This window comes from Mycolicibacterium frederiksbergense, from assembly GCF_012223425.1.
In the GTDB taxonomy this organism is placed as follows: domain Bacteria; phylum Actinomycetota; class Actinomycetes; order Mycobacteriales; family Mycobacteriaceae; genus Mycobacterium; species Mycobacterium frederiksbergense.
The window spans coordinates 2,860,766-2,886,133 of the sequence record NZ_CP038799.1; the positions used below are offsets into that span (position 1 = coordinate 2,860,766).

Sequence of the window (25,368 nt, forward strand, 5' to 3'; positions counted from 1 at the left end):
GCATACGGGGCGAGAATGGGCGGGTGACCGATCTGCTCGGCGAGTGGCGTGCACTCCTGACGCGCCACAGCGCGTCGCCGGATATCGCCGCCGTGGGTGCTGCGCTGCTGGCCCGCTGGTCTGAACCGCACCGCCGCTACCACGATGTGGGCCATCTGCTGGGTGTCCTGGACGCCGTCGATGACCTGGCCGGATTCGCCGAGGATCCGGATGCGGTGCGGCTGGCGGCCTGGTATCACGACGCGGTCTATGCGGGCGCCCCCGATGACGAGGAGAACAGCGCGCGACTGGCCGAGACCGATCTGGGCACACTGGGACTGCCTGCCGGGCTGGTGGCCGAGGTGGCCCGGTTGGTGCGACTCACCGTCGAGCACGATCCGGGGCCCGCGGACCGCAACGGGCAGGTGCTCTCTGATGCGGACCTGGCAGTGCTGGCGCTGGCGCCCGAGGACTACCGCAGCAACACCGCCAAGGTGCGCGCCGAGTACAGCCACGTCTCCGATGACGACTTCCGGGCCGGGCGAGCGCGCGTCATAGAGTCACTGCTGGCGGCTCCGGCGCTGTACCGCACACCGGACGCGCGGCGACTGTGGGAGGACGCGGCCCGGCGGAATCTGTCCTCGGAACTGCGCACCCTCAGCGAGTGAGACCGTCGAGCACCCGGCACAACGCGTCGACCGCCGCACCGAAGGCGTGATCGGCAGGGGTGCCGAAGCTGACCACCACGCCATCGGCGCCGGGGATGCCGGGGCCGGCGTCGGGATGGCGGAGCAGCCGTAGTCCCGACAGTGCGATACCCGCTTCACCGGCGCGCCGGATCACCTCGGCCTCGGTGCCCTCGGGCAGCGTCAACTGCAGATGCAGACCCGCCGACAGTCCGCGGACGCCGACATCGTAGGGCTGCAGCGCTTGGGCAAGCAGATCGCGGCGGCGTCGATAGGTCGCGCGCATTCGTCGGATGTGCTTGTCGTAGGCGCCGTTTGCGATGAAGTCGGCCATGGTGAGCTGCGCCAGGGCGTTGACGTAGAACTGTTGGCCGCCCAGTGCCGCAACCACCCTGTCGACCAGTACCGCGGGCAGCACCATCCAGCCCAGCCGCAGTACCGGGGACAGGCTCTTACTGGCCGAGCCCAGGTACACCACCCGATCCGGGTCGAGGCCCTGTACGGAGCCGATGGGCTGCCGGTCGTAGCGGAACTCACCGTCGTAGTCATCCTCGAGCAGGTACCCGTCGGTGCGGTGTGCCCAGTCCAGCGCCGCTTTTCGCCGGCTTGGGTGCAACGGGACGCCGTGCGGGAAATGATGCGCCGGGGTGAGCAGGGCGGCGGTCGATTCGGTGCCCTCCAGGTCGGCGATCACCGCACCGTCGTCATCGACGTTGACGGGCACGGTGCGCACGCCCTGGGCGGCCAGCGCTTCCCGGAACAGGTACAGCCCGTAGGCCTCCACGGCGATGGGGCCACCCAGGACTTTGCCGAGGATCTCGACGGCGTGCCGGGTGCCCGCGCAGATGACGATGTCGTCCGGGCTGGTGCGTACACCACGGACGCGTCCCAGGTACTCGGTGAGCGCAACCCGTAATTCGATGCGGCCCAACGGGTCACCCATTCTCAGTGCCTCGTTGGGCGCAGTGGTCAGCGCACGTTTGGTCGACGCCAGCCAGGCGCTGCGGGGGAACTGGGAGACATCGGGGGAGCCCGGCATCAGGTTGTGGGTGGGGATGCCCGCGACACCGCGTGGTCGCGGTGGCAGTGGAGTGGCCCGTGAGTTGACCACCCAGGTACCCGCGCCCTGCCGCGACGCCAGCCAGCCCTCGGCGACCAGATCGGCGTAGGCCTCCGCGACGGTGTTACGGGCCAATCCGAGGTCGGCGGCCAGGCTGCGCGACGGCGGCAGCATCGCCGCGGGCGCCAGGCGGCCGGAGCGGATGGTGGTGCGCAAGGCCTCGACCAGTGCGTCCCGTGCCCCGCGTGCACCGGGAACGATGGCGTGCCGCAGTTCCAGGTGCAGATCCCGGGCACCAGAATTGGCCCATGAAGTCACTGCGAAATTGAACCATGTAAGCGGGTCTTTGGCCGGTTAGCGTTGGCGTCATGACACAGACATTGGAGAATCCCACCGCTCTGGACAGGCTCAACATCTACAAGGTGTCCCCGGAGCTCTACGACGCCATGATGAAGCTGTCCACCGCGTCGGCCAAGGACATCGACCCGACCATCGGTGAGCTGATCAAGATCCGCGCCTCGCAGATCAACCACTGCGCATTCTGCCTGGACATGCACGTCGCCGACGCGCGCAAGCAGGGCGAGACCGAGCAGCGGCTGGCGCTCATCGCGGCGTGGGAGGAGGCCGGCAACCTGTTCACCGAGCAGGAGCGGGCCGCCCTGGAACTCGCCGAGGCCATCACCGAGTTGCACCACGGCCACGTCTCCGACGAGGTCTACGCCAAGGCCGCCGCGGTGTTCAGTGAGAAGGAACTCGCGCAGGTGATCGCGATGGCCGTCACCATCAATGCATGGAACCGGTTCAACGTCGCCACCCGGATGCCGGCACCCCGTCGCTAGTCACCAAACTCCACCCACCGGACACCGACCCGCGGGCGCTGCGAGAGCGCCTGCGGGTCGCCGTGCGTTGCCCGGAGCTGTTGTCCCCGGTGAGCATGGAGCCTGAAGAGGTGGGCGATCGGTGGCTGACCCGCTGGCCGAGAATCGAGATGGTCGCGCAGGACCCGGTAGGGCTGCCGTGGGCGCAGGCCGGCGCGTTGCTCGCCCGGCTGCATCGGGAACCGTTGGGCGACTTCGCAGTTCCGCACGGTGCGCCCGCGCGGTTGGCTCGGGCGCTGGCCCGGCTGGACGCGGGCCGGGTCGCCGATGTCATCCGCCGCGCAGCGGACCGCCTCGAATTGCCCGCCGGGCCGGTGCGCCTGGCACATGGTGACTTTCATCTGGGGCAGCTCGGCCGCCACGGCGGGCGGTGGGTGCTCATCGATCTCGATGATCTGGGTGCCGGAGACGCGCGCTGGGATCTGGCGCGGCCTGCGGGCTTCTGGGCCGCGGGCATGGTGCCGGACGCCGATTGGCATGCCTTTCTGGACGGGTACCGCCACGCCGGCGGACCGGCGCTGCCCGACGGCGATCCGTGGCCGGCGCTGGATCCCTTCGCCCGCGCCGCCGTGATCGCCGCGGCGGCCAATCATCCCGACGACGAGCTGCTGGTTGCGGCCTGTGCGCGGATGCTCACGCCCGGGTGAAGGCCAGTACGCTCCCGCGGACGTGCACACGCACCGACTCCCCGACCGCCACCGAGCCGTGGCCCGGTTCGGGTAATTCCAGGACCGTGCCATCGACAAGGCTGATCCGCACCGCTGTATGCGGGCCGTAGAAGCGGAGGTCGGTGACCACTGCGCTGTCGGCACCGTCACCCGGGACGACGGTGGCCTGCTCCGGTCGTATCACGGCGGTCACCGCACCGTCTGCCACTGTGTTGCGCACCGGATGCTCACCCAGTGGCGAGCTGATGACTCCGCCGCGGACATGCCCGGCGATCTCGATGGTGCCGCCGACGAATCGGGCGACACCGAGGGAGGCGGGCCGTCGGTAGAGGTCCGCCGGCGTGCCGTACTGGGCGATTCTCCCATCCAGCAGCACGGCCACCTGATCCGCCAGCGAGAGCGCCTCCGCCTGGTCATGTGTCACCAGAATCGCGGTGGTACCCGACTCGCGCAGGATGGCGGTGATGTCCTCCCGGACCCGGGCCCGCAAGCCGGTGTCGAGGGAGGCGAACGGTTCGTCGAGCAGCAGCACCTGCGGCCGGGCGGCCAGCGCCCTGGCCAGCGCGACGCGCTGCTGTTGGCCGCCGGAGAGTTGATGGGGGTGGGCATCGGCGAACCCGTCGAGGCCCACGAGCTCCAGCCAGCGGGCCACCTCGGATTCCCTGTGTCGGCGGGATATCCGGCCGAGGCCGAAGGTGATGTTGCCGGCGACGTCGTGGTGCGGGAACAGCGCGCCCTCCTGCGGCATGAGCCCGATCCGCCGCCGGTGTGCCGGTACCGAAATGCTCCGGTCGGCCACCGTGGTTCCCGCGATGCGCACTGCCCCGTCGTCGGGGTCCTCGAAGCCGGCGATGATGCGCAGCAGCGTCGACTTGCCGCATCCCGACGGGCCGAGGATCGCGGTGACCGAGCCGGGGGCGACATCGAGAAAGACCCCGTCGAGCACCGGAGTGTCACCGAACGCCTTTGTCACACTGTTGATTTGGACACCGGCCTGATCAGCCATGGGCTCTCCTATCGGTGGGCCATGTCGTCCAGAGACCGAGTAGCGCCGTCGGCACGGCGGCGAACACCAGCAGCGCAGCGGCATACGGGGCCGCCGCCGCATAGTTGCTGACGGTGCTGTACCCCCACAACCTCGTCGCGAGGGTATCGACACCGGTCGGGTGCAGCAAGAGCGTCACCGGAAGCTCTTTCATGCAGGTCAGCAGTACCAGGGCTGCCGCCGCGGCGATTCCGGGTGTTGCGGCACGCGCGGTCACCGACACGAAGACACCGGCCGGGCTGCGTCCCAGAGACTGTGCGACCTCCTCGAGCCGTGGCGGCGAGGCCTCGATCGCCGAACGCACCGAACCCACTGCCAGCGGGACGAAAAGCACCACGTACCCCAGGATCAGCAGTGGCTCACGCTGGTAGATCGGGCGTAGCAGCAGGATCCCGACCGACACCATGGAGATCGCCACGACGATGGAGGGCAGACCGTGCGCGATATAGCCGGCGCTCTCCAGCAGTCGGGTGGTCGGCGTTCGGTACCGTGCGGCGAGCAGCCCGAGCGGCAGTGCGGCCGCGGTACAGACCAGTGCGGCCACCACCGACAGCCACAGCGTCGACGTCAGGGCATCCCACCAGCGCTCGATATCCCAGCGCATACCGCCGGCTATCAACCAATGTGACAGTGCCACTGCGGGAACCGCCACGGCCAGCGCGAGCACCAGCACGGCGGGTGTCGCGGCCAGATACCGCCACCCGCCCAGCCGGGCACGCGGTGCGGGCCGCGGGACGCCGGTGCCCACCCGGGAGGCGGCCAGCCCGCGGGCCCACCGTTCGCCGATCACCAGGACCACTGCGAACAGCAGCAGGACCAGCGACAGGACGGCCGCCCGTGCGGGATTGAACCCTGAGCGGTACGCGCCGTAGATGACCCAGGTGAACACCTCGTAGCGCATGGCGGCCACGGCTCCGAAGTCGCTGAGCACGTACAGCGCCACCAGGAGTGCCCCGGCGGCGACGGCGGCGCGGGCCTGCCGCAGGGTGACCCGGAACAGCACCGCGACGCTGCCGAGGCCCAGTGAGCGGGCCACCTCCTCCTGCGCCGGATCGACCCGGGCCAGCGCGGCTGTCGTCGTCAGCATCACGAACGGGTAGCTGACCAGCGTGAGGACCAACGCGGCGCCCCAGAAGCCGTTCATCGACGGGATCGCGGACACCCACAGGAATGCCAGCAAGTAGCTCGGCATGGCCAGTGGAAGGGTCAACGCGACGGCCCACCAGCGTCGCCCCGGTAGGTCGGTGCGCGAAAGCAGCACCGCGAACCCGACGCCGAGCACCACACACGCCGCGGTGACCACACCGACGAGCAGCAGTGACCGACCGATCAGCGCTGTGGTGGACGAACGCAGCAACTCGTCGGTGACGAAAGAGCTGCCGCGTTCGAGTGCGCGGTCGGCCAGGTAGACCAGCGGCACCAGCATGACCGATACGACTGCGCCGGCCGCCACGAGCAGCAGCGCCGGCGGCCGGCGCGTGGAACTCACCCGGTCAGCCGGTGAGCAGGCCGGTGTCCACCAGCATCTGCTGGGTCGCCTCGATATCGTCGAGCTGGGACAGATCGACCGCGGGCGGCTGCAGGTCGGCCAGCGGCGGGACGTCACCGACGACAGCGACTCCCTCGATCAGCGGGAACTCGGCGGTTTCGGTCGCGAAGTATTGCTGCGCGGACTGCCCGACGAGGTAGGCCGCGAACTGCTGGGCGGCGGCCGCGTCGGGTGCGGTCTTCAGGATGCCCACTCCCGCGACGTTGACGAGGCCGCCCGGGTCGCCCGGAGCCATGAATTGCAGTCGGGCGGCGACGTTTTCGGCACCCTTGCTCTCCATCAGCTCGTACATGTAGTAGTGGTTCGTCAGCCCCATCGGGATCTCGCCGGCGTCCACCGCGTCGCGGATCTGGCCGTTGCTCTCGTAGGGCCGGGGATCCTGTGCCTGGAATCCACGCAGCCAATCCTCGGCACCCTGATCACCGCGCAGGACGCGCAATCCGGTCACGAAGGCCTGCCAGGAGGCGTTGCTGGGGGCATAGGCGATCTGGCCCTGCCACTGGGGATCGAGCAACGCGTCGATGGTGTTCGGCGGCGTCGGCACCATCTCGGGGTTGTAGACGATGGTGCGGGCCCGGCCGGATACGCCTACCCAGGTGCCGTCCGCGGCGGAGTACGTCGACGGAACGGCTTGCAGTGTCGCGGCATCGATAGGGGCGAACAGGCCGGCTTTCGAGACGGCACCCAGTGCGCCGGCATCCTGGGACAGAAACACATCTGCGGGTGAGCCGGCACCTTCGGTGATGATCTGCGCGGCCAACTCACCGGAGCCGGCGTAGCGGACATCCACCTCGATCCCGGTGTCAGAGGTGAACTGTTCCAGCAGTGGGCCCACAAGTTCCTCGCTGCGCCCGGAGTAGATGAGCACCTTCTGCTCGTCGCTCTCGGCGGTCGTCTCCGATGCGGAGTCGGATCCGGAGCTACAGGACGTGAGCGCGAGCGCCACTGCGCAGGCGCCCACGCCGGCAATCCATCTCGCCTTGGACATATATCGCCACCTTCGTCGGTCGGATGATCGTCGCGCCTTACCTTAGGCAAGCCTTGCTGTGAGAATTCTTTGCGAATTTTTCGGCCTGTTCTGAATATGTTGTTGTGCAGAGCTATTGCGCACGGCAATCCGCCCGAACGAAGAACTCAGTCGGCCGACACAGATTTGTTCGTGAGCTCGAACTTTCGCTGTGGGTGGCTGAAAACTATTGATACGTAACAGCTTTCAGGACACTGCGGTTGCGATACCGGTCGCGGTGTGTCAAGCTTGGAGCGCGAAGGGGAGTAGCCCCCAAATCGGTTGATCGACACACTGGCCCAGCGGTACCCGCGAAGCCCGGTCACCGAACCGGCATCTGCGCCGGTGGGCGAGACCTTCGGCCGTAGTAGACCGTATTGGTTTCTGGCCGGAGGCATCGATTGAGCCCCGCCGGAAGCCACTGATCGAGGGGTTGTCCGTGATCTCCGCGCTCCTGTTGAGCTTCGCAGTCATCTTCGTCGCCGAGTTGGGTGACAAGACTCAGCTCGTGGCGATGACATTCGCGCTGCGCTATCGCTGGTGGGTGGTGCTTGGTGCGATCACCGCCGCGACGACGCTGGTGCACGTGCTCTCCGTCGCCATCGGTCACTATCTGGGTGCCGCCCTGCCCGGGCATCTGCTCGGGATCATCGCCGGCGCCATGTTCGTCTTCTTCGGACTGTGGACGCTGCGCGGGGACAGCCTCAGCGATGAGGAGAAGAGCCGGGTGCAGCGCGCATCCGGTATCGCGTTCTTCGTGGTCACCTCGGCGTTCTTCCTGGCCGAGCTCGGCGACAAGACCATGCTCGCCACCATCACACTGGCCGCCGACAACGACTGGCTGGGCGTCTGGATCGGGTCGACGCTGGGCATGGTGGTTGCCGACGGCCTGGCGATCATCGTGGGCGCCGTCGCCGGCAAGCACCTTCCCGAGCGCGTCATCCAGATCGGCGCGGCCGCGCTGTTCCTGCTGTTCGGCGTGTTCATGCTCCTGCAGAACGTGTTCGCGAGCATGCCGTTCTGGGCGGTCGCCCTCGCCACGGTCGCCGTCCTGGCGCTCTTCGCGCTGGGTCTGCGTGCCCTGCCGCAGCGGTACCGTCCCGCGGTGCTGAAGCCGGCTCCGGCCGACGATGCCGAGCCGGCGGTCGCGCAGCCTTAGCTGGAAAAGAACAGTCGGCCGAAGCCCTGCTTGCGGTAGTGCTTGTTACCGCGATGGCTCCAGCCGGGTCCGAAGCCGGGGTCTGGCCCGTAACCCGATCCGTAGCCGTGTTGCGGCGGTGGCGGCGGCGCCGACTGGACGAACCGGTTCTCCATCTGGGTCAGTGACTCGAGCTCGCCGAAGTCCAGAAAGATCCCGCGGCAGGAGTCGCACTGCTCCAGATGGATGCCATTGCGCTCATATGTCTTCATCACCCCCGCACACTTCGGGCACAGCAGGGTGTTGCCCACACCGCCGGGAAAGGGGTTGGCGGGCTTCGGCGGCTCATATGGCGGAATGCTCATATGTGCACAACGCATGAACCGCCGCTGAAGTGCCGCCAGCTAGAACGGCGGTGGGTTGGCCTCGATATCGGCGCGGTTCAGCGCTCTTTCGTGGGCTATGCGGTAGGCGAGGTTCTGCGCCCGGGTGCGCGTGCGTCTGGGGGCGGCGAGTTCGCGGTGTCGGCTCGGCGGTGGCGCCGGTGGCATCACCAGTGTCGCGGTGGGGGTATCGAGCTGGGGGAAGAACAGCGCACCGTCGGGCTTGGTGGTGTACACCCGGCCGTTGGGTGCGGTGAAGGTGATGGTGCCGTCGGGGTGTTGCTGATCGCGCCAACCCTGCGGGCCGCAGTGAAATGTCTTCATCAGGTGGTGGATTCGGCAGTACAGCTTGGTGTTCGACGGATGCGTCGGCCCGTAGGGCCACGGCACCGAGTGGTCGATATCGCAGCGCCCGGCCGGGATGTTGCAGCCGGGCCAGCGGCACGTCAGATCCCGGCAGGAGATGAACTCGGTGAGCTTGCGTGATGGCTGGTAGCCACCCTCGGTTCCCAGATCGGTCGCCGTCGGCACGGGCCGAACCTCGGCTCGCGGGGCCATCCTGCGGACCTGCTCGGCCGGGATCGGCCCATACCCGGGCAGCAGGGCCGGGCGATCCGAGCGGCCCTCGACAGTGTCTCGGTCACCATGCAGGTGAAGGACGATATGGCCGGCGGGTGCCTCGGTACCGGCTGCAGGGCAGGTGTCGCGACCGCACTCACACGGCAATGCGGTAGCACCCAGGGCCGGCAGATCGATGGCATCGGCACGGCGCTCATCGAATGTGCGGGGGTCATCGGGGCAGGTGGTGCGGGCCAGTTCATCGAGGCGTTGGTCGAAGACCGCGCCCTTGGCGGCATCGACGCGGCCGTGGATCTCGACCATCCCGTCCCCGACGGGTTCGACCGTGATGGCGCGCGCACGACGGGATTCGCGGGCGCGGCGCACGGCCTCGGGGTCGACGTCGATGACCATCCAGTCGACCAGTTCGGTGATGCGTTCATCCGAGCGCGCATTCCATGCCGGTGCCGCCTGGGCCAGGTGCGCGTCGATGACCGACATGATGTCGGGATCGGTGATCAGGGCGGTGCGGTGCAGGATGACCCGCAGGACGCGAAGGTCCACGGTGCCGGTGGCGAAGATGTCGGCGAACCTCGGCAACCGGGTGAGCAGGTCGCGACCCTGAGTGATCAGGGTGCAGGCCCGGCCGCGGCTGATCCCGAGTTCGGCACCCAGTTCGGCCGCGGCCAGTTCCCAGTCATCGACGATGAGATCCTCGAACGCGTGACCCAGCTCGACCATCCTGGCCAGCGCGAACCGGCCGGCCTCGATCACCTTGAGCGCAACGGCCACACGCTCGGCGCGCAGCTGATCGCGCGCAGCGTCGAGGTGAGCAGTAGCACCCCGGCTCTCGAACATGTGTTCGATTATGCCAGTCGGGTGTGACACCTTGAATCAAAGAATGCCTGCAGCGCTGCCGCCACCAGATCGGGCACGGTCGCGGTGGCGAAGTGCGACTGGTCGGGCCACACCACTCGCTCGGCATGCGGCAGCTCGGCGGCCAACAGGTCCATGCCCTCAGGGAGCGGAGACCAGCTCTGTCCGCCCTGCATCAGCAGTACCGGCATATCGATGTCTGCCCAGTGGGCGGTGTCGGTGCCATCGCCCGCCATCGCCTCCAGATCGGCGAGTGCGCCCATCGCGGCCACCGGATCGTCCGGAATCGGCGGCCCGTCCGCCAGCACCGCCGCGGGAATCCGGGCGGCCTCACGCAGGAACAGCTCAAGTGCGTCGGCGTATCGCACTGTGGTGAAAAGCCTTTGGTAGTGCTCGATCACCGGTATCAGGTGGGCGCCCGACAGCAGTATCGGTGGTTCGAACAGCGCCAGCGACGCGATCCGATCCGCGTCGGCCCGTGCGGCATGCAGCGCTACCGTGGCGCCGTAGGATCCGCCCACGACATGGGCCCGGCCGACGGACCCGAGCACCGTCTGCAGGTCGTCGGCCTCGACGGTGAAGCTGTTCGGCGCGGGGCCGACCCCGCTGGGCTGATGATTGCGTCGTGCGTAGCGCACCACCTGATAGCCCGTGAGCCGTGCGCCGATATCGGCCCATGACTCCAGGCCGCCGTTGGATCCGTGCACGAATACGACCGGAGGGCCCGAGCCCGTCACCTCGGCGACGAGTTCGGTCCCGTCCGGGGAAGTCAGTTCGATGCCCACGAGGGGCACGTTAGGTGATGGCGTCCCGGATCGACTGCCGCGCCACCGAAACGCGGGCCTCGACCGTGTCGCGCAGCTCGACGGCGGTGGCGTTGAATTCGCTCCATTCGCGATCGATGGCGTCGCGGACGTCGCCGCGGTGGCTGGCGGTGGTGGCCACCGCGAACGCCCCGTCCACGGCGCAGGACGCCAGTTCGCCCTGAGCGCGCACCAGCGCACCGGCCACTTCGGCCGCCCCGACGACCACGGCGTTCGGCAGTACCGCTTGGCGGCCGACGTACTCGCCGACGGCGGTGCGGATGCGGCTTCCCGCCGCGGCAACGAAATCCCCGACGGTGTCACCGGTCTCGCCGAAGGCGGCGGGCAGGGTGGCGCCACCGCGTACCGCGGCGATCAACGTGGCCGGGGACTCCACAAGCGCGACGCCTGCATCGGTGGCGGCGCCCAGGAGTTCCTCGCTCAGGCCCTGACCGGCGCCGAGTTGCCGTTCCAGTGCTTCGCGGATGGCGAGGGCGCGTCGGCGGATATCGGACTCCACCTCGGCGGCGTCGTCGACCACCGGGACGATCTCGGCATCGATGAAGCTGTCCGGGGCAGGGGCAGGGGCAGGGGCAGCGGTGTTCGCGGTGTTCTCAGGGGTGACGGTGTCGGTCATGAAAGGCCATTGAACGCGCCACATCCGACTCCCCGGTGGCATCCAGATGGCCACCGGGTGACACCGGCGGCTACACCCAGTACGGCACGCGCGCTCGGTACTGACGCATCGCGAACGCGGCGGCGATCCAACCGAGCGCCGTGCAGACCAGCACGACGATCCAATGCCGCAGTTCCTGATCGGCGCCGAGCAGGGGCGCGCGGACGATGTCGACATAGTGCAGCAGCGGGTTGAACTCGATGATCTTCGCCCAACCGCCGGCACCCTGATCGCGCAGCGTCTGGTCGTTCCAGATGATCGGGGTCATGTAGAACAGGAGCTGCACCAGGCTGAAAAGCAGCGGGCTGATATCCCGGTACCGGGTGGCCAGGATGCCGAAAACCAGGGCCACCCAGACACAGTTGAGCACGATCAGGAACAGCGCCGGGATGAACGCCAGGTCGGTCCACTTCCACGGTTGCGGAAAGATGATCGCGATCACCACGAAAATGATGATGTTGTGCGCGAACAGGATCACCTGCCGCCACACCAGCCGGTAGACGTGCACGCTCAACGGTGTCGGTAACTGTTTGATCAGGCCCTCGTTGGCGACGAACACGTCGGCGCCCTCGATGATGGCGGCGTTGATCAGGTTCCAGATGATCAGCCCGAGGGTGACGTAGGGCAGGTGTTCGGAGAGTTCGAGTTTGAACAGCTTCGAGTACAGACCGCCCAGTGCGACGGCCATGGTGCCGGTGGCGATGGTGATCCAGAACGGGCCGAGCACCGAGCGGCGGTAGCGCTGTTTGATGTCCTGCCAGCCCAGGTGCAGCCACAGTTCGCGCTTGCCGAACCCGGACGCCATATCGCCCCAGGCGCGGGTGAACGTCTTGGAATTGGCCGCTGCGTCAACGAAAGTCATGGCGTGCTGCTCCTCTGAAACCTTTCGAACTTCTCCTGCCTGCCCAACCGCCGCAGCCGCAACCACTCCCGCAGCCCGGCCGGATCGCGGCGTGTCACCAGGAAGAACCAGCCGAAGCGCACCCATTCCTGCGGTACCAGCCGCCGCAGACCGCGCTGCGCCTGCAGGTATCCGCGATTGCGATACGTGAAGTAGCGCTTGGCAGCGTCATCGGGGTACTGGGTGTGCATGCGCCCGCCGAGGATCGGCTTGAACTCGTCGGCGCCGTGCGGGTGCAGGTAGGCCGCGTCCAGGCAGGTGCCGAACGGCAGCCCGGATGCCACCAGGCGGCGGTGCACATCGGTCTCGTCACCACGGATGAACAGTCGCAGGTCTGGTACACCGACGGATTCCAGCGCCGCCGCGGTGAACAGCGCACCGTTGAACAGCGACGCGATCCCGGGCAGCAGGTCATCGGAGCCGTCGACCTTCAACTCCGCGACGTGCCGTCGCCACGCGATGCCGCGGCGCAGCGGGAAGGCCAGGCGCGTCGGGTCATCGAGATCGCACACCATCGGCGACACCTCGGCCAGCGAATGCTTTGCCGCACAAGCCAAGAGGGTCTGCAACACCGACGAATCAGCGGGTCTGCCGTCGTCGTCGGCCAGCCATACCCAGTCCGCGCCGAGGGCGAGAGCATGCAGCATGCCCAGCGCGAAACCTCCTGCGCCACCGAGGTTTCGGCGTGATCCGAGATAGGTCGACGGCACCGGTTGCGAGTCCACCAGCTCGCGCACCCGCGGATCGTCGTCGTTGTCGACCACGATGAGGTGGTCGGGCGGGCGGTTCTGGCCGCTCACCGCCTGCAAAGAGACAGCGAGGGCCTCGACCCGGCGGTGGGTCACGATGACCGCGATCACGGACTCAGGCGTCATCACGCGCATTCTCGGCCAGCACCTCGCGCACATGCCGGGCCGCGTCGGGACCCTCGTAGGCACCGACGACCTCTTCGATTCCGCCGGTCATCTTGATGGTGCCGTGATCGACCCACATGGCGGTCTTGCACAGCTGGGCCAGGAATTCGTTGGAATGGCTGGCGAACACCAGGATTCCGGAGCGGGCGACCAGGCTCTGCAGCCGGGTGCGGGCCTTCTTCATGAACTCCGCGTCGACCGCACCGATCCCCTCGTCGAGCAGCAGGATCTCCGGGTCGATGCTGGTGACCACACCCATGGCCAGCCGCACCCGCATACCGGTGGAGTAGGTGCGCAGCGGCATGGACAGGTAATCGCCCAGTTCGGTGAAGTCGGCGATCTCGTCGACCTTGGCCAGCATCTGCTTTCGGGTCTGCCCGAGGAACAGCCCGCGGATGATGATGTTCTCGAAACCGGAGATCTCCGGGTCCATGCCGACACCGAGGTCGAATACCGGCGCCACCCGGCCTCGTACCGTGGCCGATCCGCGGGTGGGTTCGTAGATGCCCGACAGCAACCGCAGCAGTGTCGACTTGCCCGCGCCGTTGTGCCCGACGAGCCCGACCCGGTCGCCCATCTGCAGGGACATGGTGATGTCGCGCAACGCCTCGATGACCACGACGTTGGATTCGTTGCGGCCGATGGTGCCGCCGGCCTTGCCGAGGAACGCCTTTTTCAGCGACCGCGACTTGGCATCGAAGATCGGGAACTCCACCCAGGCGTTCTCGGTGGAGATGAACGGACTGTTCGACACGGGCGGCTACAGGTACTGCCCGGTGCCCGGATGTCCCGGACCGCGGTGACCCGGCGCTGCTCCCGGCGGCAGCTGGCGCATCTGCTCCAACTGGGCGCGGGCGGCCATCTGCTGGGCGAACAGCGCGGTCTGGATGCCGTGGAACAGGCCTTCGAGCCAGCCGACCAGCTGGGCCTGCGCGATGCGCAGCTCACCGTCGGTGGGCACAGTATCGTCGCTGAACGGCAGGGTCAGCCGCTCCAGCTCCTCGCGCAGCTCCGGGGCCAGGCCGTCCTCGAGCTCGCGGATGCTGCTGCGGTGGATGGTGGCCAGCTTGCTGCGGCTCGCCTCGTCCAGCGGTGCCGCGCGCACCTCTTCCAGCAGCTGCTTGATCATCGTGCCGATCCGCATCACCTTGGCGGGCTGCTCGACCAGGCCGGTCAGACCGCCTTCGTCGTCGGCGCCGGTCTCGGCCGGATCACCGGTGAGGATCTCGACGTTGTCGTCATCGTCAGGGGGGATCGTCATTGCTTTCCTGTCGTCTGATCTGGTCGGGTTGGTCACCGCGCCACTCGTCGATGCGGGATGCACCGACGCATCGTTGTCATGGATTTTCGTCCACGACCGTGAGCTGTCTAGCGACACTAGTCCGTCGCGCATGACGAACCGGCGGGGCTCACCAACAGCAACAGGGCTATTAGCACCCCGCACGTCGAGCCCACTGCATTAGTATGGCTGCCGATGTGATCAAGGCCCCTACCGTGCGGTGCGGCCGGATCCTTTACCCAATGTGTGTTCGTCTGTGCGTTTCACAGACGTTCTAAGGTGGCTGACATGGCGTACGACGTTGCCCGGGTGCGGGGGCTGCACCCGTCGCTGGGCGACGGCTGGGTGCACCTCGACGCGCAGAACGGGATGCTGCTGCCGGACTCGGTGGCCACCACCGTGTCGACCGCGTTCCGAGGCTCCAAGCCGATCGCGACGGGCCCGCACCCGTCGGCTCGCCGCAGCGCCACGGTGCTGGCCGCGGCCCGGCAGGCGATCGCCGATTTCGTGGGCGCCGATCCCCAGGGGGTGGTGCTGGGCGCCGACCGGGCGGTGCTGCTGACCTCGCTGGCCGACGCCGCATCGGTGCGGGTGGGCCTGGGCTACGAGATCGTGTTGTCCCGGCTGGACGACGAGGCGAACATCGCGCCGTGGCTGCGGGCCGCGAACCGGTACGGCGCCAAGGTCAAATGGGCCGAGGTCGACATCGAGACCGGTGAACTGCCGCCCTGGCAGTGGGAGGGCCTGATCACCGCGCCCACCCGTCTGGTGGCGATCACCTCGGCCTCGGCGACGCTGGGCACCGTCACCGACCTGACTCCGGTGACCAAACTCGTGCACGAGAACAGCGGCCTGGTGATCGTGGATCATTCCGCCGCCGCGCCCTACCGAATGATCGACATCGACGACATCGACGCCGATGTGGTGGCGCTGAACGCGGTGGCCTGGGGCGGTCCGCCGATCGGCGCGCTGGTGTTCCGCGACCCGGCGGTCATCGATCAGTTCAGTTCGGTGTCCCTGGATCCGTATGCGACCGGTCCGGCACGGCTGGAGACCGGTATCCACCAGTACGGTTTGCTGGGCGGCGTGGTGGCCAGCGTCGAGTACCTCGCCAATCTGGACGAGGCAGCTTCCGGGTCCCGCCGCGAGCGGCTGTCGGTTTCCATGGAATCCGCTGCGCTGTACCTGGATCGGTTGTTCAACTACCTGGTGTCCTCGCTGCGCTCGCTGCCATTGGTGATGGTGCTGGGTAGCGCAAGCGAACGCATCCCGGTGCTGAGCTTGGCCGTCGACGGTGTGCCGGCCGAGCGGGTGATCCAGCGGCTGGCCGACAACGGGGTCCTGGTCGGCAGCAGCGAACATTCGCGCGTACTGGATGCTTTGGGCGTCAACGACATCGGTGGTGCGGTGACGATCGGCCTGTCGCACTACACCACCGCGGCAGAGGTCGACCAGCTGGTGCGGGTGCTGGCCTCGCTCGGTTAGGGCAGTCGCAGCAGCACCTTGCCGGTCACCTCGCCGGCGTGCAACAGCCGGTGCGCCTCGGCGGCGTCCTGCACGGGCAGTTCCGCGCCGATGATCGGGCGCACCTTGCCCGCCGCGATGAGCGGCCACACGTTGGCGGTCACCTGTTCGACGATCGCGCCCTTGCCGTCCGGACCGTCGACCGGCCGTGACCGCAGCGCGGTGGCGATGACCCCGGCGCGTTTGCCGAGTAACTTGGCGATGTTCAGTTCCGCCTTGATCCCGCCCTGCATACCGATGATCACCAGGCGTCCGCCGTCGGCGAGCGCGTCGATGTTCCGGTCCAGGTATTTGGCCCCCATGATGTCGAAGATGACATCGGCGCCGCCTGCCTCACGGATCCGTTCGGCGAAGTCCTCGTCGCGGTAGTTGATGAGGATCTGCGCACCGAGCTCCGAGCAGACGGCCAGCTTCTCGGCCGATCCCGCGGTCACGGCGACCCGGGTACCGAGCTCGCGGGCCAGTTGGATGGCGTGGGTGCCGATCCCGCTGGCTCCGCCGTGCACGAGAAGCAGGCCGCCGGGCTGCAACCGGGCGGTCATCATCATGTTGGACCAGACCGTGCACGCGACCTCGGGCAGCGCCGCCGCGGCCGCGAGTTCGACGCCGTCGGGCACCGGCAGCAACTGTGCGGCGGGCACCGCGACGTACTCGGCGTACCCGCCTCCCGCCAGCAAAGCGCACACCGATTGGCCCACCGACCAGCCAGTGACGCCGGGTCCGATCTCGGCGATGGTCCCAGAGACCTCGAGCCCGAGGATGTCGCTGGCGCCCGGCGGAGGCGGATAGCTACCTCCGGCTTGGAGCAGATCGGCGCGATTCACGCCCGCTGCGGCGACCTTGATCACCACTTCACCCGCGTGAGCTGCGACGTCAGGAACTTCTTGCCATGTCATACGTTCGGTTGAAACCGCAACTATGGCCAACATTGGCCCTACGCTACTACTCGTTTCAGCCGTACGATTACGCGATGGAAGCGATTATTGGGGGGCGCACGGCAAGCACCATGCCGGGGCTGGATATCGCTGAGCAGAAATCTTGGCAAAACTTTCTGGACTCGGCGCTGCGTATCTACGCAACATTGAACAGGTCACTCGTGGATGCCCACGGGCTGGCGCTGAACGACGTGCGGTTGCTCGACATCCTGGACAGCTCGGACAGCGGTTCGGCACGGATGGGCGACCTCGCCGAAGGGCTCATGTCACTCCCCAGCCGGGTGACCCGGCAGATCCACCGGCTGGAGAAGCTGAACCTGGTGACCCGGGTCGCCAGCCCGGAGGACCGCCGCGGTGTGCTGGCCACCATCACCGATGACGGCCGCGCCCTGCTGGCCGAAGCGATGCAGACCTACAGTGCCGGCGTGCGCAACCATTATCTGGGCCGGCTCTCCCGCTCGCAGATCACCGCGACGGGCGAGAACTGCCGCCGGATCAGTGCCGGCCTGCAGGCCGACGGGCGGCCCGCGAAACTCGGGCGGGTATAGACCGCTTAGGCTTGTCCACGGTGGCGTGGCAGAGCGGCCTAATGCACTCGCCTTGAAAGCGAGAGTCGGCTAACACCGACCGGGGGTTCAAATCCCTCCGCCACCGCCAAGAAGTGTTTGCTCCGACTCGGCGAAAGCCGGGTGCGTTTCGGTGTGGTCGGACTGAGTCGTCCGGCTGCGATTCGCGTCGGTGCTCCCTGTCGGCGACGCGACCGATCCTCCCGTCACGGCGGGGCCGACAGCAATCGGAATCCCGGGGGGCCACCAGCAAACTCTGGCGTGGCCGCGCGTGATCTGTCGCCGCGCACTGTTCTGCGCGGAAACCGCGAACGGGACCACTCCCTGGGTGCCGAAGTCGCTGCGCGGAACCTCCTGCGCGCGTGGTGAATCCAGCCCAGGCACCTGGCGTGCCGGTGTCGCTTCCCATCGTCGCGCTCGGCGTTGAGCTCGCGGCGAGTGGTGGCGTTTGCTCGCAGGCGCGAGGTTCGTCGAGGTGCGCTGAACGCGCACTGTAGAGCAACGTTACTTCGAGACAAATATGAATAGCAGTAGGGCAATTCACTCCGCGCAGCAAACACCTATGTGGTTATATGAGGTTCTCATCCAACCGAAGGGGGAGCGGTGGACGCTCAAAATTATGTGCGGGTACGGACGGCGCCGATGGTGGCGTTGACCGGTGCGGTGGTGATCGCGACTGCAACCGCGGTGAGCGCACCGCCGGTGCAACGTGCAGCGGAGAACATCGTGCCGGCTGTCGTGCACGAGGTGAAGTCACTGCCGGTGCAGTTGGCGGCCTATAACCCGTTCGTTCCCTACGCACAGCCAGTGGGCTTGATCGGGTACGCGCTGACTACGGCGTTTGCGACCCAGACCGCGCTCTTGCTGCCGGTTTTCGACGGGGCGACACAGACTCTCACCGAGGCAGGTCTTGACCCGCGGTGGGCCCAGCAGCCTCAGCTGATCGCCCGGAGTCTCGTGCTCCCGATCGCCGTGGCCGTGCAGACCGCGCTGGTGGGCGGGCTGGAGGGAACCTATGTGTACGGCAAGTTCACTCCGGCGGAGGCGCTGAGCTTCTTCGTCGATGCGGTGAAGACCGCCCTAGAGGGGGTCGTCGCCGCCGAGAAAGCACTGTTCGGCCAGTCGACGTTGGCCCCCAAGGTATCTGGAGCGACGGCCGCGACGCCGGAGGTGTCATCGACCGAACTCCCGGACGCGGCATCGACGGTGACGTTGTCGACCGGGCAGACGGACTCTGCGCCGGCAACAGGGCTCACGCACGCGACCGCTGACACGACAACGAACGACGATGAGCAGCCCCAGGTTGTCGCGCCGGAGACGACCGGCGAGACAACCTCCCTCGAAACCCCCGAGGCTGTGACGTCCGTGACGAAGAAGCCCACGTTCAAGCTCCCCACCCTCAAGCTGCCGAAGCTGAAGCTGCCGACGCTGAAGTTCCCGACGTCCAAGAAGACGACCCGACCGGCCACGATTACGTCGGGTACCCCTGCGGCGAACGTGCAGGCGGACAACGGCAGTGTTGCTTCGTCCCCCAAGTCGGGTGAGTCGGATTCATCCGATCGCGGCGGAGACTCGGGCAGCACCGCCAACTAGCTGGTCTTCGATTTGCCGTCTCCGGTGGTGGCATCGGTGTCGGTCAAGCGACTGTGGAGTTCGGCGTTGATCGCCTGTGCTTCGGCCAGCTGGTCTTCGAGGATGATGATTCGGCACGCTGCCTCCAGGGCGGTTCCCTGGTCGACCAGCTCGCGGGCACGCGCAGCGATGCGGAGTTGATAGCGGGAGTACCTTCGGTGCCCGCCCTCGGAGCGTTGCGGGGTGAGCAGCTTCGCTTCGTCGAGGCTGCGCAGAAACCCTGGCGTGGTCCCCAACATCTGAGCGGCGCTACCCATGCTGTAGGCGGGGTAGTCCTCGTCATCGAACCTGTCGTCGGGGCTCATGCCGGATGTGTTCTTCGGGGGTACCACAGCGCCTTCCACGGCCTTACCGGAGGAACTCTTCAAGGCCTGGAATTTACCGCAGGAAATAGAAGGGCCGGCAACCCGGCCATGAGACGCGCCGGGCCGCCGGCCCTGAGGAGATGGTTACCATCTGTCGACACTGCTTCGTAGCTGCGGTATCGGCCCCGTACTCGTGCGGGCGATCCGACGGTAGCTCCTCCTTTCTTGCCGCCGAGTGTATCGACCTGCTCGGCACTTCTCGCTGGGTACTGCAGCGACCCGGACCGATGTGGAGCATCCGGTCGATACCGCTGGGCCGCTTTCGATCTCCTGCTTCGCGGGTAGTTCGTCATCTCCCGCGCCCACATACCCTCTTTGTTCTCAACGGGAACGAATGTAGCGCACCCAAACACAGATGTCTACCCCAGCCACGATAGATTTTGATTGACAACGAATGCAGGAAATCTCTGGTGATGTCCGCATGGTCTCTCCTGGTCGCGGAGCAGTCGGCGCGGATGCCCTACTGCGGCACATCGATTCCGAGGTGCATCTGAGCAAGGCCCGCTGCTATGTGGTCGAGCGTGACGCTCTGCGAAATCCGCCTCGGTGAGGTGCCTCTGGAGTGGGTGTGTTCCGGACCATATTGACGCCAGTCAACTCACGTGCAAAGGTCCCAAGCAACGATCTTGATATGTGCTCGGCAACTTTCGCTGGGTTTCGATAGACACGAAGTTCCCATTTCGTGTCACTTCGGCAGGACGGTGGGGATGCAGTCAGCAATAGCAGACGGATCGCTGTTGGTGATGGCAGCAACTTCGACAGCAGTGATGCTGGTCAGCGCCGCGCTGTCCGGCCATCGGCGTACTGATCGCGGGTACGGTGTCGACGAATGGCCGCGCACCGACTTCAACTCGGTAGCTCGTAGTACCTGTCAGTGCAGGCTGGGCGATTGCACGGTATGCCCGGCGCGATGGTCGTTGTGACCCGACGGCCGAGGTCCTGCTACTGAGCGAGCAGAGGGTACTTCACTGAACCAACGCCCAGTCGTCAGCCCCGGCCGGACATGGCTGACTTGACGGCGAGGCGACGTTCGGGCTCCGCCACCCGGGTTGAGTGAGACGTCGGAGAATCCGCCGCCGCCCTGCCGCGGGTTGATGGGCTGGGTAGCGAGATGGGGCCGAGTCGTAGCCGGTTGGTGCGGCTGGTGGGAATCTTCTCGGTCGGCGACGACTGCGACTGGGAGGCGTCAGTTTCCGAATCTTCACTGGTGTCAGCGGTCGGTGTTGTCGATGTCTGGGGCTGCGCGGTGTGCGCCGACGGGAGAGGCCGTTTGGCAACTCTCGGTTTTGTGGTGGCAGTGACAGGCGCCGAGGCGCTCAGTGCGACGGGCTTGTGAGCCGCGACGGATTCATCGTCGGGCAGGATGCCGGTCCCGCCGTTGAGTAGATCCTTCTCGGCCGCAATCGTATTGGCGATCGCCACTCGCAGGCTTTTAGCCGACCAGAACACTGCCTGGGGCAGGGTGAACTTCCCGAGTTCGACGGTGCCCCCACCGATCAGTCCTGTGAGCGCGGTCTGAATGGTGACGGCGATCGGCACGAAGAGGTACCGGGACAGCAGCTCGGGCTGGTTTGCCAGGCGTGCGTCGATGCCCTTGTCGGTCAGATCCCGTGTCCAGCTTTGTGCGAGGCTGTCGAGGACAAGGCCGGGAATGGCTATCGGCAACGTCACCCACCACCCGAGCGACCCCAGCGGCGTCGTCGGCGTCGTGAACGGGTAGTACGGGCTGTAGCCCACAGGCGGGCGAATCGCTGTCGTTGATGCATTGGCCGTCAAGGCTTTCGGTGCCGCATCGTGGGTCGCCACGCCACCGTCGGCAACCTGGGCTGCCTGCGGGGTCACGGCCTGTTCGATGGCCTGTTCCACGAAGCCGGCGAGGTGTACGTGCAGCGTCTGCGGGGCACGTGAAGTCAGCGTGGCCGTATGTGTCGATTCGACGTGCGGTGGCATCGCGGGAGCGGTGACCGATGCGGCCAGGATCGCCGTCACGACAACTGATACCGGCCCCGCGGCACGGCGAGCATATCCCACGATTTTCCCCCAGGTGAAGCTGCGAGTGGCTTCGAGCGGGAGCATAGCAGAGCTAACTTCCTGTGGGAGCGATTAGGCGGCAACCACTTTCACGAGCCAGAACCGGGGCGAGACAATCGGTGGATAGGCTGTCCGGCATGTGCACGCGTGTGATCTGGCCGGAGGCCGGTGGGGCCGTCCTGGTGGGCCGAAACATGGACTTTCACAAGGATCTGATGACCAACCTGTGGAAACAGCCCCGGGGTGTCACGCGAGACGACGGCGTCACCGGGAAGCTCAGCTGGACCTCGAAATACGGCAGCGTGATCGCCACGGCGTTCGACATCATCTCCGTCGACGGACTCAACGAGGCCGGGCTGGCCGGTCACGTGCTGTGGCTCGCCGAGTCCACCTACGGCACACCGGATGCCGGCCGGACCCAGCTGAGCCAGGCGGTCTGGCTGCAGTACTTCCTGGACAACTTCGCGACGGTGGCCGATGCCGTGGCGTGGATCGCCCGGACCGACGTGCAGGTCGTTCAGATGGACGATCCCACCGGGGGAGGTCCGCCGGCCATCCACCTGGCACTCGACGATGCGTCCGGGGACTCGGCGATCATCGAGTACATCGACGGTAAGGCGAAGGTGTACCACGACCGCGCCTACCGGGTGATGACCAATTCTCCGACCTTCGATCAGCAGCTGGAACTGGTGAAATCGTTCACCGGACTGGGTGGTTCGGCGCCGTTGCCCGGTTCGACACTGGCCGCCGACCGGTTCGCCCGGGCCAGCTACTACGCCGGGCGGCTACCCGAGCCCGTAAGTCAGGTCGAGGCGATCGCCTCGATGTTCTCGGTCATCCGCAATGCGGCCCAGCCGTTCCGCATCCCCGACCCGGGCAAGCCCGACGCATCGCAGACCATCTGGCAGGTGGTGCTGGATCTGACGAACAAGCGCTACGTCTACGAGTCGACCACCCGGCCGAACATCGTATGGGTGGACCTGGCTGACCTCGACTTCGCCGAGGGCAGCCCGCAGCTCAAGCTCGACCTGCAGAGCCAGCTGGCCGTGCACGGCGGTGTCGCGGGCAATGTGTCCGGGCTGTTCGAGGACAAGGGCCCGATGACGTTCCTGTCGCTGCAACTGCTCAAAGAGCTGGAAACCGCGGCCGCGTCGAAAGCGCCACCACCCGAGTAGAACCGGGCTACTCCCCGGTGAACTGCGCGGGCCGTTTCTGGAACATCGCGGTGACGGCCTCGCCCAGGTCCTTCGACGGCAGGAACGCCGAGTTCCACGCCGCCACATAGCGCAGGCTCTCCGACACCCGGCCGATGCGCTGCTGGTCCAGCACGTCCTTCACACCGTGCACGGTCAGCGGCGGGTTGGCCGCGATCTCGGCGGCGGTGGCGTGCGCGGCGGCCAGGGAGGCCTCGGCGTCGGCGTGGACGTCGTTGACCAATCCGATCTTCTCGGCGCGCGCGGCGTCGATGTCCTTGCCGGTGAGCGTGAGCTCGCGCAGGTGCCCGTCGGACAGGATCAGCGGTAGCCGGGCCAGCGAGCCCACGTCGGCGACGATGGCCAGCTTCACTTCCCGCACCGAGAACTTGGCGTCCGCGCTGGCGTAGCGGATGTCCACCGCGCTGATCAGGTCGACGCCGCCGCCGATGCACCAGCCGTGCACCGAGGCGATGGTGGGTGTGCGGCAGTCGGCCACCGCGCTGATGGCGCCCTGCATCTTGATGAGCTTCTGGTGGAAGCCGAGGCGGTCCTTGGCGCCGGCATCCAGGCCGGGCAAGGTGGCGCCCATCGCGGCCAGATCGAGGCCGTAACTGAAGTTCTTGCCCGAACCGGTCAGCACGATGGCCCGCACCTCGGGATCGGCGTCCAGGGTGCCGAACACCTCGGGCAGCTCGGCCCAGAACGCGGGCCCCATCGCGTTGCCCTTGCCGGGGCCGATCAGGGTCACCCGGGCGATATGGTCGGCGATCTCCACCGTGACGGATTCATATGCCATGGCGTGAAGGCTAACCGGCTACGGAACGGGCCCTCCGAGCAGCACCTCGCTGACGGTGCTGTCGGTCATGAACTGGCACACCGCCTCGGCCAGCGATCGGGCGATGTCCACGTTCTCCGGCCCCAGGATCGAATCCTCGCCCTCCAAGATGGCGTTGACGACAGCCTTCCTGTTGGCGGCATCGAGTTCATTGAACTCCGAGCACTTCATCGTCAGTGCATCCGGCGGCGCCGGGACATCGGGAACGTCGGACTCCTGACCCGGCATCGGGAAGTTGGGGATGGTGATATCCGGGAGCCCGGGGATCTGGGGCAATCCCGGGATGCCGCGGTCACGCGTGGTGGTCGGCTCCGAGCTCAGCGGCGGACCCGGTTCGGTGGTCATTGCGACGGTGCCGTCGGTGCTGCGTCCGCATCCGGTCAGCAGGCCGAGCGCGATCAGGCCGGCGCCCGCGGCCACCACAGTGCGCATCATGGCTGTTCTCCTCTGATCCACTGTTGGGCGAACGCCAGGAACGCGTCGTTCTCGTGCGGGGCGGCGACCGTGACGCGGACGCCGTCCTGTCCGTAGGGGCGCACCAGCAGCCGGTTGTCGGCCGCGGCGTTGGTGAACGCGTCGCATCGCCCCGGTAGCGGCAGCCAGACGAAGTTGGCCTGCGAGGCGGGCAGGTCGAATCCCGCGGCGCTCAACGCGGCGCTCACCCGGGTGCGTTCGGCGACGACGGCGTCGGTGCGGGCCAGCAGTTCGTCGGCGGCGTCGATGGAAGCGATGGCCGCAGCCTGCGAGATGGTCGTCGCCGTGAACGGTACGTACACCTTGCCGAGCGCGGTGACGATATCCGGATCGGCCACCGCGTAGCCGATGCGCAGCCCGGCCAGCCCGTAGGCCTTCGAGAAGGTGCGCAGCACAACGACGTTCGGGTATCGGCGGACCAGGCCGAGGCTGTCCGGCAGCAGACCGTCGCGGATGTACTCGACATAGGCCTCGTCGATGACGATCAGGACATCGGAGGGGACCGCCGCGACGAACGCCTCCAGTGCGGCCGGCTCGACGACGGTGGAGGTCGGGTTGTTGGGGTTGCAGACGAAGATCAACCGGGTGCGGCCGGTGACGGCGGCCAGCATGGCGTCCAGATCGTGGGTGTGGTCCTTGAGCGGCACCGCGACCGGGGTGGCGCCGGCGGTGCGCACCTGCAGCGGGTAGATCTCGAAACTGCGCCAGCCGAACATCACCTCGTCGCCGACGGTCGAGGTGATCTGGATGAGCTGCTGGCACAGGCTCACCGATCCGGAGCCCACCGAAATGTTCTCCGGCGCGAACTCGACGTGCTTGGCGAGGCGCTCGCGCAGATCCAGGTAACCGTTGTCGGGGTACCGGTTGATGCCGGCGGCAGCGGCGGTGATGGCCTCCATCACGCTGGGCAGCGGGCCGTCCACGGTCTCGTTGCTGGCGATCTTGATGGCGCCGGGCACGGTGCGTCCCGGCGTGTAGGCCGGCAGATCGGCCAGCTCGGGTCGCAGACGGGCAGTCACCCAGCCATTCTAGGGGTGCGTGAAAGGCGCGCTTTGCCTTCCGCCGTCCGGCCTGTGTAATCTGTGCGCTCGGCGGTTCCGGGGGTCCGGTACCCTCAGATCGTTCAGGAGGCGTGCCAGAGCGGCCGAATGGGACTCACTGCTAATGAGTTGTCCGCCTTAAAGCGGACCGGAGGTTCAAATCCTCTCGCCTCCGCTGCATAACTGAATAGTTCGACCGGCAAGACCAAGCACGACCAAGCGCCCGTAGCTCAACGGATAGAGCATCTGACTACGGATCAGAAGGTTAGGGGTTCGAATCCCTTCGGGCGCACACAAGCACCATCACGACTCCCGCGGCATCAGCACGACGCCCGGGAGTCGCTGCTTTCCGGGACCGTGGTTTTTGCGAG

26 protein-coding genes and 3 tRNA genes are annotated in these 25,368 nt (G+C 67.1%); 11 read left to right on the forward strand and 18 right to left on the reverse strand.

All coding sequences use genetic code 11. The features are described from left to right. Positions 1-23 precede the first annotated feature (23 nt). On the forward strand, positions 24-647 hold the full coding sequence (locus tag EXE63_RS16735; protein ID WP_168142865.1) for an HD domain-containing protein: 624 nt from the start codon (positions 24-26) through the stop codon (positions 645-647). Here EXE63_RS16735 and pdxR read toward each other — a convergent pair. Further along, a complete protein-coding gene (pdxR, locus tag EXE63_RS16740) occupies positions 637-2,043 on the reverse strand; it encodes a MocR-like pyridoxine biosynthesis transcription factor PdxR (RefSeq protein WP_168142866.1) in 1,407 nt (468 codons plus the stop codon). The genes EXE63_RS16735 and pdxR overlap by 11 nt on opposite strands. 50 nt (positions 2,044-2,093) lie before the next feature. Here pdxR and EXE63_RS16745 point away from each other — a divergent pair, with 50 nt between their 5' ends. Both EXE63_RS16745 and EXE63_RS16750 read left to right on the forward strand, forming a co-directional pair. Then, positions 2,094-2,564, forward strand: a complete 471-nt coding sequence (locus tag EXE63_RS16745; protein WP_168142867.1) for a carboxymuconolactone decarboxylase family protein — start codon at positions 2,094-2,096, stop codon at positions 2,562-2,564. Beyond that, positions 2,516-3,250: an aminoglycoside phosphotransferase/kinase family protein gene (locus tag EXE63_RS16750; RefSeq protein WP_168142868.1), complete on the forward strand. Its 735-nt coding sequence runs from the start codon at positions 2,516-2,518 to the stop codon at positions 3,248-3,250. Before EXE63_RS16745 ends, EXE63_RS16750 begins: the two co-directional genes overlap by 49 nt. Here the strand turns inward: EXE63_RS16750 and EXE63_RS16755 are convergent. Genes EXE63_RS16755 through EXE63_RS16765 form a run of 3 tightly spaced genes read right to left on the reverse strand, consistent with a single transcriptional unit; the run spans position 3,237 to position 6,853 of the window. Next, a complete protein-coding gene (locus EXE63_RS16755) occupies positions 3,237-4,277 on the reverse strand; it encodes an ABC transporter ATP-binding protein (RefSeq protein WP_168142869.1) in 1,041 nt (346 codons plus the stop codon). The genes EXE63_RS16750 and EXE63_RS16755 overlap by 14 nt on opposite strands. Continuing rightward, positions 4,270-5,805 (reverse strand): ABC transporter permease, encoded by a 1,536-nt coding sequence (locus EXE63_RS16760; RefSeq protein WP_168142870.1) that lies wholly within the window; start codon positions 5,803-5,805, stop codon positions 4,270-4,272. Before EXE63_RS16760 ends, EXE63_RS16755 begins: the two co-directional genes overlap by 8 nt. A 4-nt stretch (positions 5,806-5,809) precedes the next feature. Then, positions 5,810-6,853, reverse strand: coding sequence for an iron ABC transporter substrate-binding protein (locus EXE63_RS16765; protein WP_168142871.1), 1,044 nt, complete (start codon positions 6,851-6,853; stop codon positions 5,810-5,812). A 457-nt stretch (positions 6,854-7,310) separates the two neighbouring features. On the opposite strand from EXE63_RS16765, the gene EXE63_RS16770 reads away from it, so the two are divergent. Then, positions 7,311-8,030 (forward strand): TMEM165/GDT1 family protein, encoded by a 720-nt coding sequence (locus tag EXE63_RS16770; protein ID WP_168142872.1) that lies wholly within the window; start codon positions 7,311-7,313, stop codon positions 8,028-8,030. On the opposite strand, the gene EXE63_RS16775 is transcribed toward EXE63_RS16770, so the two are convergent. The 8 genes from EXE63_RS16775 to EXE63_RS16810 form a co-directional block, all read right to left on the reverse strand. Then, positions 8,027-8,374, reverse strand: a complete 348-nt coding sequence (locus EXE63_RS16775) for a TFIIB-type zinc ribbon-containing protein (protein ID WP_210000556.1) — start codon at positions 8,372-8,374, stop codon at positions 8,027-8,029. The genes EXE63_RS16770 and EXE63_RS16775 overlap by 4 nt on opposite strands. Positions 8,375-8,413: 39 nt before the next feature. Next, positions 8,414-9,808, reverse strand: a complete 1,395-nt coding sequence (locus tag EXE63_RS16780) for an HNH endonuclease signature motif containing protein (RefSeq protein ID WP_168142874.1) — start codon at positions 9,806-9,808, stop codon at positions 8,414-8,416. Positions 9,809-9,816: 8 nt separating this feature from the next. Then, the gene (locus EXE63_RS16785; protein WP_168142875.1) at positions 9,817-10,611 is read right to left on the reverse strand and encodes an alpha/beta fold hydrolase; all 795 of its coding nucleotides are present in this window, start codon (positions 10,609-10,611) and stop codon (positions 9,817-9,819) included. Between the two features lie 10 nt (positions 10,612-10,621). Further along, entirely contained in the window at positions 10,622-11,266 is a 645-nt protein-coding gene (locus tag EXE63_RS16790; RefSeq protein ID WP_168142876.1) for a hypothetical protein, read from the reverse strand. A 70-nt stretch (positions 11,267-11,336) separates the two neighbouring features. After that, positions 11,337-12,167: a galactan export ABC transporter permease subunit Wzm/RfbD gene (gene wzm / locus EXE63_RS16795; protein ID WP_168142877.1), complete on the reverse strand. Its 831-nt coding sequence runs from the start codon at positions 12,165-12,167 to the stop codon at positions 11,337-11,339. After that, complete coding sequence (gene glfT1 / locus EXE63_RS16800; RefSeq protein ID WP_168142878.1) at positions 12,164-13,081, reverse strand: galactofuranosyltransferase GlfT1; 918 nt, start codon at positions 13,079-13,081, stop codon at positions 12,164-12,166. Before glfT1 ends, wzm begins: the two co-directional genes overlap by 4 nt. Further along, positions 13,071-13,874 carry a galactan export ABC transporter ATP-binding subunit Wzt/RfbE gene (gene wzt / locus EXE63_RS16805; protein WP_105363898.1) on the reverse strand — a complete coding sequence of 268 codons (804 nt, stop codon included), beginning with the start codon at positions 13,872-13,874 and terminating at the stop codon, positions 13,071-13,073. The genes glfT1 and wzt overlap by 11 nt, the downstream gene beginning before the upstream one ends. Positions 13,875-13,880: 6 nt before the next feature. Then, on the reverse strand, positions 13,881-14,381 hold the full coding sequence (locus EXE63_RS16810; RefSeq protein ID WP_168142879.1) for a bacterial proteasome activator family protein: 501 nt from the start codon (positions 14,379-14,381) through the stop codon (positions 13,881-13,883). A 306-nt stretch (positions 14,382-14,687) separates the two neighbouring features. On the opposite strand from EXE63_RS16810, the gene EXE63_RS16815 reads away from it, so the two are divergent. Next, the gene (locus tag EXE63_RS16815) at positions 14,688-15,884 is read left to right on the forward strand and encodes a cysteine desulfurase-like protein (RefSeq protein ID WP_168142880.1); all 1,197 of its coding nucleotides are present in this window, start codon (positions 14,688-14,690) and stop codon (positions 15,882-15,884) included. On the opposite strand, the gene EXE63_RS16820 is transcribed toward EXE63_RS16815, so the two are convergent. Further along, complete coding sequence (locus tag EXE63_RS16820; RefSeq protein ID WP_168142881.1) at positions 15,881-16,852, reverse strand: NAD(P)H-quinone oxidoreductase; 972 nt, start codon at positions 16,850-16,852, stop codon at positions 15,881-15,883. The two genes, EXE63_RS16815 and EXE63_RS16820, sit on opposite strands and share 4 nt — an antisense overlap. Before the next feature lie 41 nt (positions 16,853-16,893). Between EXE63_RS16820 and EXE63_RS16825 the strand changes: the two genes are divergently transcribed. From EXE63_RS16825 to EXE63_RS16835, 3 genes are all read left to right on the forward strand, one after another. After that, positions 16,894-17,406 (forward strand): MarR family winged helix-turn-helix transcriptional regulator, encoded by a 513-nt coding sequence (locus tag EXE63_RS16825; protein WP_168142882.1) that lies wholly within the window; start codon positions 16,894-16,896, stop codon positions 17,404-17,406. Positions 17,407-17,425: 19 nt separating this feature from the next. Further along, positions 17,426-17,515: transfer RNA gene (locus tag EXE63_RS16830), tRNA-Ser, on the forward strand. A 512-nt stretch (positions 17,516-18,027) separates the two neighbouring features. Continuing rightward, complete coding sequence (locus EXE63_RS16835; RefSeq protein WP_168142883.1) at positions 18,028-19,017, forward strand: hypothetical protein; 990 nt, start codon at positions 18,028-18,030, stop codon at positions 19,015-19,017. On the opposite strand, the gene EXE63_RS16840 is transcribed toward EXE63_RS16835, so the two are convergent. After that, the gene (locus EXE63_RS16840; RefSeq protein ID WP_372513095.1) at positions 19,014-19,424 is read right to left on the reverse strand and encodes a MerR family transcriptional regulator; all 411 of its coding nucleotides are present in this window, start codon (positions 19,422-19,424) and stop codon (positions 19,014-19,016) included. The two genes, EXE63_RS16835 and EXE63_RS16840, sit on opposite strands and share 4 nt — an antisense overlap. A gap of 984 nt (positions 19,425-20,408) precedes the next feature. Beyond that, positions 20,409-21,287, reverse strand: a complete 879-nt coding sequence (locus EXE63_RS16845; protein WP_168142885.1) for a hypothetical protein — start codon at positions 21,285-21,287, stop codon at positions 20,409-20,411. A 302-nt stretch (positions 21,288-21,589) separates the two neighbouring features. Between EXE63_RS16845 and EXE63_RS16850 the strand changes: the two genes are divergently transcribed. Continuing rightward, entirely contained in the window at positions 21,590-22,627 is a 1,038-nt protein-coding gene (locus EXE63_RS16850) for a bile salt hydrolase (RefSeq protein WP_168142886.1), read from the forward strand. Positions 22,628-22,634: 7 nt separating this feature from the next. On the opposite strand, the gene EXE63_RS16855 is transcribed toward EXE63_RS16850, so the two are convergent. Genes EXE63_RS16855 through hisC form a run of 3 tightly spaced genes read right to left on the reverse strand, consistent with a single transcriptional unit; the run spans position 22,635 to position 24,976 of the window. Beyond that, positions 22,635-23,444 carry a crotonase/enoyl-CoA hydratase family protein gene (locus EXE63_RS16855; RefSeq protein WP_105363890.1) on the reverse strand — a complete coding sequence of 270 codons (810 nt, stop codon included), beginning with the start codon at positions 23,442-23,444 and terminating at the stop codon, positions 22,635-22,637. 18 nt (positions 23,445-23,462) lie between these two features. After that, positions 23,463-23,918 carry a hypothetical protein gene (locus tag EXE63_RS16860; protein WP_308205520.1) on the reverse strand — a complete coding sequence of 152 codons (456 nt, stop codon included), beginning with the start codon at positions 23,916-23,918 and terminating at the stop codon, positions 23,463-23,465. Further along, a complete protein-coding gene (gene hisC, locus EXE63_RS16865; RefSeq protein WP_168142887.1) occupies positions 23,915-24,976 on the reverse strand; it encodes a histidinol-phosphate transaminase in 1,062 nt (353 codons plus the stop codon). Before hisC ends, EXE63_RS16860 begins: the two co-directional genes overlap by 4 nt. A 107-nt stretch (positions 24,977-25,083) precedes the next feature. Between hisC and EXE63_RS16870 the strand changes: the two genes are divergently transcribed. Both EXE63_RS16870 and EXE63_RS16875 read left to right on the forward strand, forming a co-directional pair. After that, a tRNA-Ser gene (locus EXE63_RS16870) sits at positions 25,084-25,172 on the forward strand. Positions 25,173-25,216: 44 nt separating this feature from the next. Next, positions 25,217-25,289, forward strand: a tRNA-Arg gene (locus EXE63_RS16875). Positions 25,290-25,368 lie beyond the last annotated feature (79 nt).